Raw genomic sequence first — 13,360 nt, 5'->3', positions numbered from 1 at the left:
TTCTTTACAAGAATATCTCTGTCTGTCAGGCTGTGAATCGTCCTTGCCTTGGCGGGTTATGTCTGAGCTGGCACAGTGTGGGCATTTCACCCCGTCAGGCCAGCGAATCTGGCGTATCTGTTCAAAGCACTTGGCGTTGTCGAGGAGGTCATAAAGTTTCATGACACTTTTGTACAAGAAAACGTCTTCTATTCATAGTCAAATAACTCGTCCTCAACCAGCTCCCCAGAATCCATTAAGAGCCTAAAAGAATAGATCACAGTAGTCGTGAAAGAATGGAAGGAGTTACCAGCCTCCTTGGAGCAGGAGGCTGATTTTAGTGGTCAGGCTTGAGTGACGTGAGCAATCTTGATTGAGTTCTTCAGATTGCGACCCATTCGCTTGAAGATGGACTGTTTGATGCCCTCTGCATCCAGTCCGCATTCAGCCAGCTGCTGTTTGTGGCTGGCAGCTTCAATGTATTCATCTGGAATACCAAGATGTAAAACGGGGATGTTGATACCCTGCTCGTTCAGGAATTCAGAAACAGCTGAACCGGCTCCACCAGCAATGCAGCCTTCTTCAAGCGTTACCAGCAACTCATGATCTTTGACCAGTTGCAGAATCAGCTCTTCGTCCAGGGGCTTCACAAAGCGCATGTTGGCGACAGTCGCATCGAGCTCATCGGCAGCTGTCAATGCGTTTTGAAGCAGTGTGCCGAAAGACAGAATAGCGACCTGTTGACCCTGACGACGTATTTCACCTTTGCCAATCGTCATGCTTTCAAGACTTTCACTGATTGCCACACCTGGACCGGTGCCACGTGGGTAACGAACAGAAGCGGGTCCCTGGTACTGATAGCCTGTGGATAACATACGACGTGTTTCGTCTTCATCCGAGGGGCTCATTACCAGCATTTCAGGTACACAGCGCAAGTAGGCAATGTCGTAGCAACCGCCGTGGGTTGGGCCGTCTTCACCCACCATTCCGGCTCGGTCAATGGCAAATAAAACGTCCAGTTTCTGAACGGCGACATCATGGATTAACTGATCGTAAGCTCTCTGCAGGAACGTTGAGTATATAGCTACCACAGGCTTCATACCTTCGCAGGCCATGCCTGCCGCCAGAGTAACTGCATGTTGTTCCGCGATAGCTACATCAAAGTAGCGATCCGGATAATGATCAGCAAAACGGATCAGGTCCGAGCCTTCACACATAGCTGGCGTAATACCCACCAGTTTGTCGTCGGCTGCAGCCATATCACACAACCACTGTCCAAAAACATTGCAGTACTTGGGCTTTTTGGGCAGCTTGGGCTTTTCCTCTCCGGCCTTGGGGCTTGGCTCAAGCTTGGTGATAGCATGGTAGCCAATAGGGTCTTTCTCTGCCGGAATGAAACCTTTGCCTTTTCGCGTCACTACATGGAGGAACTGAGGGCCGTCGAGGTCTTTAAGGTTTTCGAGAGTGTGCAGCAGCATGGGTAAATCATGGCCATCGATGGGGCCAAAATAGTTGAAGCCCATTTCTTCAAACAGAGTACCGGGAATAATCATTCCCTTCATGTGCTCTTCGGTTCTGCGAGCCAGTTCCCAGGCGTGGGGAATGACATTCAGGACTTTTTTGCTGCCTTCACGAATGTGATGGTAGGTCTTGCTGGAAAGCACCTTGGTCAGGTAGTTGGACAGGCCGCCCACACTTTTTGAAATCGACATGTCATTGTCGTTCAAAATAACCAGCATGTTGGCTTTGAGATCTGCGGCATGGTTCATGGCCTCATAGGCCATGCCTGCGGTCATGGAGCCATCGCCAATAACAGCAACCGTTCGACGCTTCTCACCCTTCAGGCGAGCACTGGTTGCCATGCCAAGGGCTGCACTGATAGAAGTACTGGAGTGCCCTACACCAAAGGTGTCGTACTCGCTTTCGTCCCTTTTGGGAAAAGCGGCCAGGCCGTCTTTCTGGCGCAGGGTATCCATTCGGTGCTTCCGTCCGGTCAGGATTTTATGGGGATAGGCCTGATGGCCCACATCCCAGACCAGACGGTCGTATGGAGTTTCGAAAAGATAATGCAGGGCGACGGTCAGTTCAACAACACCCAGGCCGGCACCAAAATGCCCACCCACCTGGCCAACCGAGTAGAGCAGGTACTCCCTGAGCTCATTAGCCAGTTGCGGCAGATCGGTTTTATCAAATTGGCGCAGCTGGTCGGGAGTATCGACCCGATCCAGCAAGGGGGTATCAGGCTTTGTCTTGGGTATTTCGTGAAACATGTTTGCTTGCGATCCAGGCCTCTCAGCCATAAAAAGCGACTCTTTCAGGCGGGCTGTCAATCAAACGCCAGTCTCCTGGTCCCAGGCCGCTTTTCGAAAATTCAATGTAGTTCCTCTTTCACCATAACCTTTATGGGAAGGGAAGGGGAAGCCTTGATTGGCTTCCGGAGCCAGTCAGGCTTGTGGATAGCAAATGCCTGACAGCTTCCTGAGAGCCAGACCATAAGAAAAGTATCCAGTTCTGGCTCCTGCAGGTTTTTAATCAGAGAACTATAGGATTGTACCTGAACAACAGGTTTTTACTATGGAAATACTGATTTTACCCCTGAATCAGTCACTTGTATGATGATTTTTCATACAAGTCTGCTTCAGTGCGAACGCTGAATGACGTATTCCGCCATTTGTCTGAGAACGGTGGCTCGATCTCCAAAACCTTCAAGGGATTGAATCGCCTGCTGGCAAAGAGAGGCTGCCAGTTCCCGTGCGCCATCCAGACCCATCAGAGAGACATAGGTAGGTTTATCCAGTGCCAGGTCGGCTCCCTGTTGCTTGCCCAGAGTTTCGGTATCCGAAATAACATCCAGAATATCGTCCTGCACCTGAAAAGCCAGACCTATGGCGTCCGCATAACGGGTCAGATTCTCCAGCTCCTGGGTTTGAACCGATCCGAGGGTCAGGGCTCCCATGATCACACTGGCTCGAATCAGGGCACCGGTTTTATGACTGTGCATCAACTGAAGTTGTTCCTGATCCAGTGCACTGCCCACCGAGTTCAAGTCCATGGACTGGCCACCACACATGCCCGAATGTCCTGAGGCCTGAGCCAGTTCGGTCACCAGTTTCAAGCGGACAGAGTCAGAAATATCCTGTCCAGCTGTAGCCAGAACTTCAAATGCCAGGGTTTGCAGGGCATCACCTGCCAGAATGGCGGTAGCCTCATCAAAAGCTTTGTGGCAGGTGGGCTTGCCCCTGCGCAGGTCGTCGTCATCCATGGCCGGAAGGTCATCATGGACCAGAGAATAAGCATGAATCAGCTCGACGGCACAGGCTGCCGGGTCAGCGAAATTCTGGTGACCTCCAACGGCCTCAGCCGCTGCATAAACCAGAATAGGACGAATTCTTTTACCACCATTGAAGACGGAATAAGACATGGCCTCAACCAGAGTCTGGCTGACCTGGCTGGTGGCGGGTAAAACTTCTCTGAGCTGCTCATCAACACGGTTCTGACAACCCTTGATGTATTCCAGCAGTGTCATGGGTTATTCGCCTTCTGTCGATTCGAACGGGCGGGTTTCCAGCTGACCCTGGTTTTCAAGAAGTTGCTGAACTCTCTGTTCGGCTTCGGTCAGGGCTTTCTGACATTCACGTGTCAGCTTAACCCCTTGCTCAAAAGCTTTCAGAGAGTCTTCCAGTGACATATCACCCGATTCCATCTTCTGAACCAGTGCATCCAGTTCAGAGAGCGACTGTTCGAAGGCAAAGCCCTGCTTTTTTTCCGGCATGCTCAGAAACCTGTTCCATTAACTTAGAGAGGGAATACCCGCCTTTTTGGGATGATCCGGAAGTGACGACTCCTTTGATCATGGCTGAAAACGGCCGATAACCAAGCTATGAAAGGCTGGCTAAAAGGACGGTACCCGCATGGATAATTTAAAACGGGCTCAAGCATATCACAAATCCCGGTTAGGACAGATTCTGGTCACCCGGGGCTATGTCACAGAAGAGCGAATTCAAGAAGCGGTCCAGATCCAGAAAGAAACCGGTGAAAAGCTGGGTGAGATTTTATTACAAAAGAAGTGGGTCTCGCGTTGGCAGTTGAGAAGAGCGCTTTCCAATCAGACACGATTGCGATTTGCCGCTTCACTAGCCTTGGCACTGCTGAGCCCATTGGAATCAATTTCCGCTTCCAGTGAGCAGAAAGAGGCAGTGGAGAGAGAAGAGCGAGTCAGGTTTTTATCAACTTTGGAGAACTCACTACCCGAAGGGGAGAGTGTCAGCCAGTTGTCTTACGATGTTGAAAAAGCCCGGGTAGACATCAGAACATCAGGAGAAGTGAGTTTAAAGGTGCCTTGCTCAATCGACAGCTCAAATGGGTTCTCTACTGGGGAGTTGCGCATTGACCACCTGCGGCTGAGGAGCAGTGCCGTGGGAGAAACTGAATCCCTGGAGCTGGCGGACATAGATTTAAGCCAGGTAGAGATCAGCATAAGGAGTGTTTATAAAGGAAAAAGAGGCCGAAACAGTGGTTCGGCCCCTTTAGGCGTTATTCAGTAACCAGTCGGGCTTTCACTTCAGCGGCGGAAGCCGGCTGTGCTTCACCAGAGCTGTGCTCCTGCCATACGTCCTTATCCATGGTTTTATCCAGGAATGGGAACTTCTTGCGGTTAAATACCGGAACAATGCCGTCGGCAATCTGCTCGTCAAAGTCTTTCAGAACCTGAACTACAATACCGGACAGTAACAGGATGGCAGCGATGTTGATCAGCGCCATGATACCCATGGACAGATCAGCAAATGCCCAAACGGTTGGCAGGTTGCCAATCGCACCCCAGAACACCATGCCCAGAACCGCCAGACGATAGATCATCAGAAGAGGTTTGCTGTTTTTGATGAACAGCAGGTTGGACTCACCATAGTAGTAGTTGGCAATGATGGAGGTGAAAGCGAACAGCAGAATCGCCAGAGCCACCAGGTGGCCACCCCATGCGCCCACTTCATTAGCCAGAGCAGCCTGAGTCAGTTCAATACCGGTCAGGCCACTGCCTGGTTCCAGCATACCGGACATCAGAATGATGGCAGCTGTCGCTGTACAAACGACGATGGTATCCAGAAATACGCCCAGCATCCCCATCATGCCCTGATTAACCGGGTGAGTGGAGTGAGCGGTAGCTGCAGCATTAGGAGCACTACCCATGCCGGCCTCGTTAGAGAACAGGCCACGCTTGATACCCTGCATCATGGCCTGGGAGACCATGTAACCCACACCGCCGCCCATGGCTGTTTCCAGACCGAAGGCACTCTTGAAGATCAGGCTGAACACTGCAGGCAGCTCAGAGAGGTTCATGGCAACAACAACCAGTGCAACAGCCAGATAACCCAGAGCCATCACCGGTACGATCATTTCAGCTACTTTGGAGATAGAGCGAATACCGCCAAAGATAACAACACCGCTGACTAATGCCAGAGCAATACCAATATACTCTGGAGCAATGTCGTATCCGCTGAACGCGGCAGCAATAGAGTTGGACTGAACACTGTTAAAAGCAAAACCGAAAGCGATGATCAGGGAGATTGAGAAGGCAATGCCCATCCAGCGTTGCCCCAATGCTTTTTGCATGAAGTAAGCTGGTCCACCACGGTAAGTGCCGTCACCATTATTGGTTTTATAAATCTGCGCCAGGATATTTTCGGCAAAGCTGGTCGCCATACCCAGCAGGGCAATCAGCCACATCCAGAAGATGGCACCGGGTCCCCCCAGGTAGATAGCAACTGCAACACCGGCCATATTACCGGTACCAATACGAGCGGCCAGACTGGTGCAGAACGCCTGGAAGGCAGAGATCTGATGTGTGGAGTTCGTAGTACGGCTACCCATCATGGTTTTGGTGGCCAGACCGAAACGACGGAACTGGACAAAACGGGTACGGATAGTGAAGAAAATACCGGCTCCAAGAAGCAGGTAAATCAGGATGCTTCCCCAGATAATATTGTTCGATGCAGAAATAAAATCGTTCATAGCGCTTCCGGATTATTTATATGCCCGGAAGTTTGTTTCTAATCGACTATATATAATATAAGTGAATAAACGATGATGGGTAGGTATTAATACCTCTGCTCTGAGTCAGTAAAAAGTAAAGAAAAACCCATCAGTTAGTAGCTGCTATACGTTTTATAAGGCTTTGGATGGCAATGGGAAGTCACTTGATTTATTGGTGTTAATGCCTTTTTTGCTAGGTTGAAATACCTACAAACCCCATCTTCATTATTTTTGAAAAAAGATTTCGATGGTTTGAAAGAGACCTCTTCTCAAACCCGTTTGGGCTGAGCTTGTCGAAGTGCATTACCAGCATCCTTCCACAAGCTCAGGATGAGCGGATTATGTTTGACTAAAGACCTTCAGCTTCAGGAAGGTCGGAGGCAGGTGCGCTGTTATCGTCATCATCCATATCGTCAGGGTCTGAAGGCTGAACCCAGACATTGGTATCCATGGTTTGATTGAGGAAAGGGAAGCGCTCACGATAGAACACAGGCGTTCTGCCTTTTTTTAGTTGGCGGTCATAGTCTTTCAATACCTGTAAAGCTGGGCCAGATAATAGAACGATCACAATCAGGTTGATCAGCGCCATCAGACCCATGGCCAGGTCAGCCACAATCCAGACAGCTTCCAGACTGCTCACCGCTCCCAGATAAACCAGGAATATGACACTGCAGCGATAAGTCAGGAGCAATTTAGGGCTGTTCTTCATAAACAGCAGGTTGGACTCGCCGTAGTAATAATTGGCTACAACGGAGGTGAAGCCAAAGAAGAGCACGGCACCCATGATAAACCATTCTCCCCAGCCGCCTACCAGACTGCCCATAGCTGCCTGCGTCAATTGAATGCCGTTGAGAGTACTGCCATTTTCCAGCTGGCCGGATAGCATCACGATGGCTGCGGTGGCTGTACAGATAATAATGGTGTCGATAAAGACACTGGTCATGGAAATTATGCCCTGGGCGGCAGGATGATGAGGCCATGGAGTTGCTGTGGCAGCAGCGTTAGGGCCACTGCCCATACCCGCTTCATTGGAGAACAGGCCTCTTTTAACACCCTGCATTATGGCCTGGGCTACCGAGTAGCCAATGCCGCCGCCAACCGCTTGCTCAAGGCCAAATGCATGATTGAAGATCAGGGCAATAACGGCGGGCATTTCATCAATACGGCTAACGACGATGTACAAGGCAATAAAGAGGTAGGCCAGAGCCATCATAGGCACCACCATCTCGGCAAAGCGGGTGATGGTTTTGATGCCGCGAAAGATGATCAAGGCAGTGATGACCGCCATGCCCAAACCAATGTATTCCGGACTCAGGCTGGTGCTGGCTGAAAGAGACGCCGATACGGAGTTAGCGTGCACAGCATTGAAAACAAATCCGAAAGCGATCAGCAACAAGCTGGAAAAGATGACGCCCAGCCAGCGAAGCCCCAGGGCTTTCTCTATGTAGTACGCTGGTCCACCTCGAAAGGTGCCGTCGTTATTATTGGTTTTATAGAGCTGGGCCAGAGTGTTCTCTATATAGCTGGATGACATCCCCAGTACAGCCACCACCCACATCCAGAAAATGGCCCCCGGACCTCCGATAAAAATAGCGATGGCCACACCGGCCAGGTTGCCTGTGCCTACATGGGCGGCCAAAGAAGTGCAAAGCGCTTGAAAGGAGGAAATCTCGCTTTTTGAGGTATTCCTGGAACTGAACATGATTTTCCAGGCATGAAAGAAATGACGAATCTGGACAAAGCGGCTGCGAAGTGTGAAATAGGCGCCTGCACCCAGAAGTAAATATATGAGTATGTACTCCCAGAGCACACGGGTAGCGAGATCAATCAGGCTGCTCATACGATTTTCCGAAGCGGGGATGTCCAGAAAGCTTAGCAGAAGGTATTTGAGTGCATGTTCAAATGTGACCTCTAATGAATTACCGAACCTGTTAACTATTTATTGCTTCAAGTCAATTTACAGAATCTTTAACTTGTTAAAGTCCCCGCGACTCTGAACAAACTATGAACACTTAGGCCTCTGCCCGCTTTTACCAAAGCAGACAAAAGAGGTCGGGGGTATGGGGATGACCAGCTTTATCACAGCACTTCTGGCCCTGATGGCCGGATATTTTATTTATGGGCGGGTGGTTGACCGTCTTTTTGGCGTGGAGCCTGATCGCAAAACGCCTGCTTTGACCAAAACGGATGGTGTCGATTATGTACCGTTACCATGGTACAAAATCTTCCTGATACAGTTTCTGAACATTGCCGGACTGGGTCCCATTTTTGGTGCGATTATGGGAGCACTTTACGGCCCATCCGCTTTCCTGTGGATCGTTTTCGGCTGCATTTTTGCCGGAGGTGTCCACGATTACCTTTCTGGCATGTTGTCCATTCGCCATGGCGGCCAATCCATTCCTGAAATAGTGGGTACTTATCTGGGCGAAGGCTTCCGAAAATTCATGCGTGGGTTCTCTGTGATCCTGTTGGTGCTGGTGGGCGTAGTCTTCATGATGGGGCCTGCCGGTCTGCTGGCCAACCTGGGTGGTGAAGGTGTTCTGGCGAAAAGTGGTTTCTGGTTGTCGGTTATTCTGGCTTACTACTTTATTGCCACCATCTTGCCTGTCGACAAGCTGATCTCCAAAATTTACCCGCTTTTCGGCGCTACTCTACTGATCATGGCTGTGGGCGTTGGCGGCATGCTGATTGTTAAGGGTCTGCCGGTTCCTGAAATTGGTGCAGAGACTTCTCATCCTGCGGGTCTGCCAATGTGGCCAATGCTGTTTGTAACCATAGCCTGTGGTGCTATCAGCGGCTTCCATGCAACTCAGTCACCCATGATGGCTCGGTGCCTGCCTACAGAAACCTATGGTCGTCGTGTATTTTACGGTGCCATGATTGCTGAAGGTGCTGTTGCCCTGATCTGGGCAGCTGCTGCAATGGCCTTCTTCCCTAATGGCATTGAAGGTCTGAACGACGTACTGGCTCAAGGTGGAGCAGGTCTGGTAGTGAAAGAAATCTCGGTAGGCCTGATGGATACCTTTGGTGGTCTTCTGGCTATTCTGGGTGTTATTGCCTGCCCGATTACTTCTGGTGATACTGCCTTCCGAAGTGTTCGTTTGATCATCGCAGATGCTTTGAACATGGAACAAAAATCTACACGCAGTCGCCTGCTTCTGGCGATACCTGTGTTTGCCGTCGGTTTTGCTCTGACTTTTGTTGATTTCAMCATTATCTGGCGTTATTTCGCGTTTTCTAACCAGCTGCTGGCCACCATCGTTCTGTGGGCTGCTTCCATGTACCTGGTTCAGAATGGCAAGTGGCACTGGCTTACAACCGCTCCTGCCGTATTCATGACTGCAGTGTGTGCCACTTATATTGTTATGGCTCCTGAAGGTCTGGGACTGTCTACTGCAGTGGCTTATCCAGCAGGCATTGCCGTAGCTGTCATCAGCTTTGCCCTCTTTATTATCCGCTCTCGTCGTGTAACTGTTTCTGCTGCAGCGACCGCTTGATCTGATATTCTTTACGTCACATATTCAGGCTAATGGGTATGTGACGTAATACTTACGTTAGTGCTTATTTTTGGCGCAAGTCCAGGCCATTAACTATCCTCTCTCCCCAATTCATCACAGATCGTCTGTGATACCTCCTCCCTGCATCTTTTCCTCATTTCATGGAGACTCCCATGAGAGATCTGACTCGAAGTGTCTGCTGGGCTTTGTCTTTTTTTATGTTCTTATCGTCGCATATAGCGGCAGATGATACAGAATCCTCCCAGCTGGATCTTGGCATGGGATATTCGACAGACGAGGGTCGGATACTGGGGGCAAGCTGTCTAAAGCCCGGAGCTATCAGCCATATAGGCAGTGCTGTCGGAACAGTGCAGTTTGGTAAACAGGTCACCCATGAAGATGTTCAGTTGAATCTGGGGGTTAATCTTGACGGTTCAGCCAGTTATGAAATCTTTACTGGCAGTGCCAAGGTGAAATACGCGCTGGAAACTGAAGAAGAGAAACGGATTGAAACTTATACCTTCGTAGAGTCAGTGGTGTCTGGTGAAGCCAGTATAGGGACTGTGAAATCAGGGGAAGATGCTTTGAATGAATTGGGTCAATCGGCTTATGAGAAAGGACCCGAAACGTTTCGTGCTGCTTGCGGTGATCAGTTTGTAGAGTCGGCAAGAACTGGTGGCAATTTACTGGTTTCTTTCAGGGTTAAGTTTGACAGTGAATACCAGAAGCATAACTTGAAGAAAACTCCTCTGCCAAGTTCTCAGCCATTGGCGATCTGATGGATTCTTTGAAGCTGGCTCACACAAAGAGTCAGGTTCACGGTCATGTTGAAATCATGGCGATTCAATTGGGAGGTACGCCGCAGTCACTGGCAAAGCTGTTTACTGGAAAGGACAAAAACGACGAATACTATGTTACTTCTTGCGAACTCAAAAATCTGGACAAGTGTAAACGTCTGGTAGAACAGGTCATCGATTATGCGGCCAATGATTTTTCCGCTCAGGTAACAGCAGCAGAAGCCAGTGGCAGCAATCCGGTTCAGTATACTTACCGATCCTACAGTGATTTTGGATTGAAAGTGGGGCCCAGTCTGGTCAGTGAAGAAGTACAGAAAGCCAGGGTTCAGCTTGAGAAAAAATACAAAGAAACCAGAAGAGTTCTCCAGCAAGTTCGACGCATCCTTGAAAGCCCTTACGAAAAATTTCTGGTCCATACGGTCACCAAAAAATTAACTGAAGCCAGAGAGGCTGCCAGGCTCAATATGTCTGCTTTGATGGGGTTAAAAGGTGGCATAAAAACCTGCTTCACGGATATCCCCAGCTGCACCGAAGCGGCTGCTGCCATTGAGAAAAGCTGGAAAGAGGTCGATCCGAACTTGTTAAGTGAACTCTCTACAGCCTGGTATTTCACGGATGAGAGCGGTGGCGACGTTTATGCACTCCCTCTGGGTGATGGCGATCTGTATGTATTGGGTTTTCCGGAAGAAACCCACAATAGCTATGTCTATAAACTGGAAGTCGAAAAGGGTGATGATGGCAAGTTGGTATTGAACAGTGAATATGATGATTTTGCCCTGTCCGGTGAGTTATCTGCAGGCGAAAATGCTGAAGTTTTTTCAGGTTCAATCTCCTTTCTTGATAAAAACTATACCGCCACTTTTCGTGAAGTAGAAAACCCGATTTATGTCGGCGGATCGGAAAACAGTTGCCACAGAGTTTTAGTGGAGGCGGGTTCCATTGGTTGTGTTTTACATGCTTATACCAAAGACAATCCCAAAATTTGTGGGGGTAATGCTGATGTCTCATTAGGGATAGGTGCTAGTGCAGAGTTGTCGGTAGGGGAGGGCATTAACATCAGACTGGGTTGCAAGTTGATGCCTGGTCATAAGGAACTAAACGTCCTTCGCAGTGGTCATATCCACTGCAGTGGTCTTGATAAACCGAATCCTGATTGTGATTGGGTGAAATGATTGGAGTTCTGACCCAGAACTTATTCTTCATGGCTCGTTTTACTGAGGTTTACATAAGTAAATCGTATAAACATTGGCTCTGGAATGACTATGATTTTTATCTTAAAAGTTGAGTAACTGCTCAATCACTATTGTTTACATCATAAATCAGCCATGAGCACTACAACCCCTTTCTCATTTTTTAGTGGGGGAAAGCAGTTTATGGCTAGCACAACAATATTCAGGATGCTGCACAGAAGAGCCGGTATGAGGGGATCCGTATCTTCATAAGCTAATTGATGGAGATACGGGATATGAATAGCTTTTTACTGGCTCTGGTTGCCCTGGTAGCGGGGTATTTTCTTTACAGCCAGTTTGTTGAGCGCTGCTTTGGAATAGAGCCTGAGAGGCCAACTCCGGCCATGGAAAAAGCAGACGGTGTCGATTTTGTCGCGTTGCCCTGGTACAAGATTTTCCTCATTCAGTTTCTAAATATCGCCGGTCTGGGACCTATCTTCGGTGCTATTCTCGGTGCGCTCTATGGGCCCATTGCTTTCGTCTGGATTGTTTTTGGTTGTCTGTTTGCAGGCTCTGTACACGATTATTTTTCCGGCATGATGTCTGTACGTCATCAGGGTCAAAGTATTCCTGAAATTGTGGGCTATTATCTGGGACCCCGTGTCTGCCAGTTTATGCGACTGATGTCCGTGGTTCTGTTATTGTTGGTCGGAACAGTCTTTATGGTGGGGCCTGCATCCCTGCTCAGTAATCTGGGCTTTACCGGTCTATTGGCCGATAAGACCTTCTGGCTTATGGTCATTATTGCCTACTACTTTTTTGCCACTATTCTCCCTATCGATAAAATTATTGCTCGTATATATCCCTTGTTTGCCATCGCTCTGCTCTTTATGGCCTTTGGTATTGGAGGCATGCTGGTGTTCAAGGGATTGCCGATTCCTGAAATTGGTACACCTTCTGAGCACCCCCAGGGATTATCTGTCTGGCCCATGCTCTGTATTACCATTGCCTGTGGCGCTATCAGTGGTTTCCATGCCACTCAATCACCTTTAATGGCTCGCTGTATTCCCAATGAATTATTTGGTCGCAGAGTATTCTACGGAGCCATGGTCGCAGAAGGGGTTGTTACCCTGATATGGGCTGCCGCCGCGATGGCCTTTTTCCCCAATGGGGTTGAAGGTTTGTCTGAGGTGCTGGGTAAAGGCGGTCCATCGTTGGTGGTGAATGAAATTGCCATCGGATTAATGGGGTCTTTGGGTGGCATGCTGGCCATTCTGGGGGTAATAGCTTGCCCTGTGACTTCCGGAGATACTGCTTTCAGAAGCCTGCGTCTGATCTTTGCTGATATGTTCGGGATCAAACAGACCAGTATTGTTCGCAGACTGATGCTAGCCGTACCTGTATTTATTGCAGGTTACCTTCTGACACTGGTCGACTTCTCTATTATCTGGCGCTACTTCGCTTTCTCAAACCAGGCCCTGGCGACCATTGTTTTATGGACAGCAGTTGTTTACATGGTTCGGCATGAGCGCAACTATTGGGTGGTGTTGATTCCGGCAGGGTTCATGACAGGTGTCTGTTCAACCTACATTATGATGGCTCCGGAAGGTTTTGGAATTTCTTCGGATATTGCCTGGCCGGTCGGTATTGTTCTGGCTCTGTCTTCTGTTGTGGCATTTGCCATCAGAACCTCGCTTAAAAATGAAAACGATGAAGAGCTGATCTGACAAGGTTGTCAATTTGCCAGGGGCAGGGAATCTTGCCTCTGGTAATAAAAGGGTGACCTCTCTATTATCAAATACCAATCACTGAAATAAACCGATTTCATAGTTTGGAAATTGTTTCAGGGCAAACAGTTTCCACCCAAGGGAAATAATAATTTTATACCTAT

General features: G+C 49.1%; 11 protein-coding genes. 5 read left to right on the top strand and 6 right to left on the bottom strand.

Annotation, left to right across the window (positions count from 1 at the left end):
- The 4 genes from WG89_RS32950 to WG89_RS15850 all read right to left on the bottom strand — a co-directional run.
- On the bottom strand, positions 1 to 162 hold a 162-nt coding region (locus WG89_RS32950), incomplete at its 3' end, for a transposase (protein WP_172806677.1).
- 161 nt (positions 163 to 323) lie between these two features.
- Positions 324 to 2,249, bottom strand: coding sequence for a 1-deoxy-D-xylulose-5-phosphate synthase (gene dxs, locus WG89_RS15860; protein WP_062267868.1), 1,926 nt, complete (start codon positions 2,247 to 2,249; stop codon positions 324 to 326).
- Between the two features lie 368 nt (positions 2,250 to 2,617).
- Complete coding sequence (ispA, locus tag WG89_RS15855) at positions 2,618 to 3,505, bottom strand: (2E,6E)-farnesyl diphosphate synthase (protein WP_062267866.1); 888 nt, start codon at positions 3,503 to 3,505, stop codon at positions 2,618 to 2,620.
- 3 nt (positions 3,506 to 3,508) lie between these two features.
- Entirely contained in the window at positions 3,509 to 3,751 is a 243-nt protein-coding gene (locus WG89_RS15850; RefSeq protein WP_062267864.1) for an exodeoxyribonuclease VII small subunit, read from the bottom strand.
- Between the two features lie 139 nt (positions 3,752 to 3,890).
- Between WG89_RS15850 and WG89_RS15845 the strand changes: the two genes are divergently transcribed.
- Positions 3,891 to 4,523, top strand: coding sequence for a cyclic di-GMP-binding domain-containing protein, MshE-related (locus WG89_RS15845; protein ID WP_062267862.1), 633 nt, complete (start codon positions 3,891 to 3,893; stop codon positions 4,521 to 4,523).
- On the opposite strand, the gene WG89_RS15840 is transcribed toward WG89_RS15845, so the two are convergent.
- Complete coding sequence (locus WG89_RS15840) at positions 4,513 to 5,985, bottom strand: alanine/glycine:cation symporter family protein (protein WP_062267860.1); 1,473 nt, start codon at positions 5,983 to 5,985, stop codon at positions 4,513 to 4,515. The two genes, WG89_RS15845 and WG89_RS15840, sit on opposite strands and share 11 nt — an antisense overlap.
- 370 nt (positions 5,986 to 6,355) lie before the next feature.
- Complete coding sequence (locus tag WG89_RS15835; protein ID WP_062267858.1) at positions 6,356 to 7,846, bottom strand: alanine/glycine:cation symporter family protein; 1,491 nt, start codon at positions 7,844 to 7,846, stop codon at positions 6,356 to 6,358.
- Between the two features lie 226 nt (positions 7,847 to 8,072).
- Here WG89_RS15835 and WG89_RS15830 point away from each other — a divergent pair, with 226 nt between their 5' ends.
- From WG89_RS15830 to WG89_RS15815, 4 genes are all read left to right on the top strand, one after another.
- Positions 8,073 to 9,503: a carbon starvation CstA family protein gene (locus WG89_RS15830; RefSeq protein ID WP_062267856.1), complete on the top strand. Its 1,431-nt coding sequence runs from the start codon at positions 8,073 to 8,075 to the stop codon at positions 9,501 to 9,503.
- Positions 9,504 to 9,676: 173 nt separating this feature from the next.
- Positions 9,677 to 10,282 (top strand): hypothetical protein, encoded by a 606-nt coding sequence (locus WG89_RS15825; protein ID WP_062267854.1) that lies wholly within the window; start codon positions 9,677 to 9,679, stop codon positions 10,280 to 10,282.
- A complete protein-coding gene (locus WG89_RS15820; RefSeq protein ID WP_062267852.1) occupies positions 10,282 to 11,472 on the top strand; it encodes a hypothetical protein in 1,191 nt (396 codons plus the stop codon). Before WG89_RS15825 ends, WG89_RS15820 begins: the two co-directional genes overlap by 1 nt.
- 293 nt (positions 11,473 to 11,765) lie before the next feature.
- Positions 11,766 to 13,196 (top strand): carbon starvation CstA family protein, encoded by a 1,431-nt coding sequence (locus WG89_RS15815; RefSeq protein WP_062267850.1) that lies wholly within the window; start codon positions 11,766 to 11,768, stop codon positions 13,194 to 13,196.
- Positions 13,197 to 13,360: the final 164 nt, after the last annotated feature.

This window comes from Endozoicomonas arenosclerae, assembly GCF_001562015.1.
Taxonomy (GTDB): domain Bacteria; phylum Pseudomonadota; class Gammaproteobacteria; order Pseudomonadales; family Endozoicomonadaceae; genus Endozoicomonas_A; species Endozoicomonas_A arenosclerae.
Note: the sequence above shows the minus strand (reverse complement) of the source record. Positions and strands in the feature narration are given on the sequence as shown.

What these genes read in the sequence shown, in the direction of transcription:
- WG89_RS15835 (WP_062267858.1), bottom strand. Translation starts at nt 7,846, where the DNA reads ATGAGCAGCCTGATTGATCTCGCTACCCGTGTGCTCTGGGAGTACATA.
- ispA (WP_062267866.1), bottom strand. Translation starts at nt 3,505, where the DNA reads ATGACACTGCTGGAATACATCAAGGGTTGTCAGAACCGTGTTGATGAG.
- WG89_RS15825 (WP_062267854.1), top strand. Translation starts at nt 9,677, where the DNA reads ATGAGAGATCTGACTCGAAGTGTCTGCTGGGCTTTGTCTTTTTTTATG.
- WG89_RS15815 (WP_062267850.1), top strand. Translation starts at nt 11,766, where the DNA reads ATGAATAGCTTTTTACTGGCTCTGGTTGCCCTGGTAGCGGGGTATTTT.
- WG89_RS15845 (WP_062267862.1), top strand. Translation starts at nt 3,891, where the DNA reads ATGGATAATTTAAAACGGGCTCAAGCATATCACAAATCCCGGTTAGGA.
- WG89_RS15840 (WP_062267860.1), bottom strand. Translation starts at nt 5,985, where the DNA reads ATGAACGATTTTATTTCTGCATCGAACAATATTATCTGGGGAAGCATC.
- WG89_RS15850 (WP_062267864.1), bottom strand. Translation starts at nt 3,751, where the DNA reads ATGCCGGAAAAAAAGCAGGGCTTTGCCTTCGAACAGTCGCTCTCTGAA.
- WG89_RS15820 (WP_062267852.1), top strand. Translation starts at nt 10,282, where the DNA reads ATGGATTCTTTGAAGCTGGCTCACACAAAGAGTCAGGTTCACGGTCAT.
- dxs (WP_062267868.1), bottom strand. Translation starts at nt 2,249, where the DNA reads ATGTTTCACGAAATACCCAAGACAAAGCCTGATACCCCCTTGCTGGAT.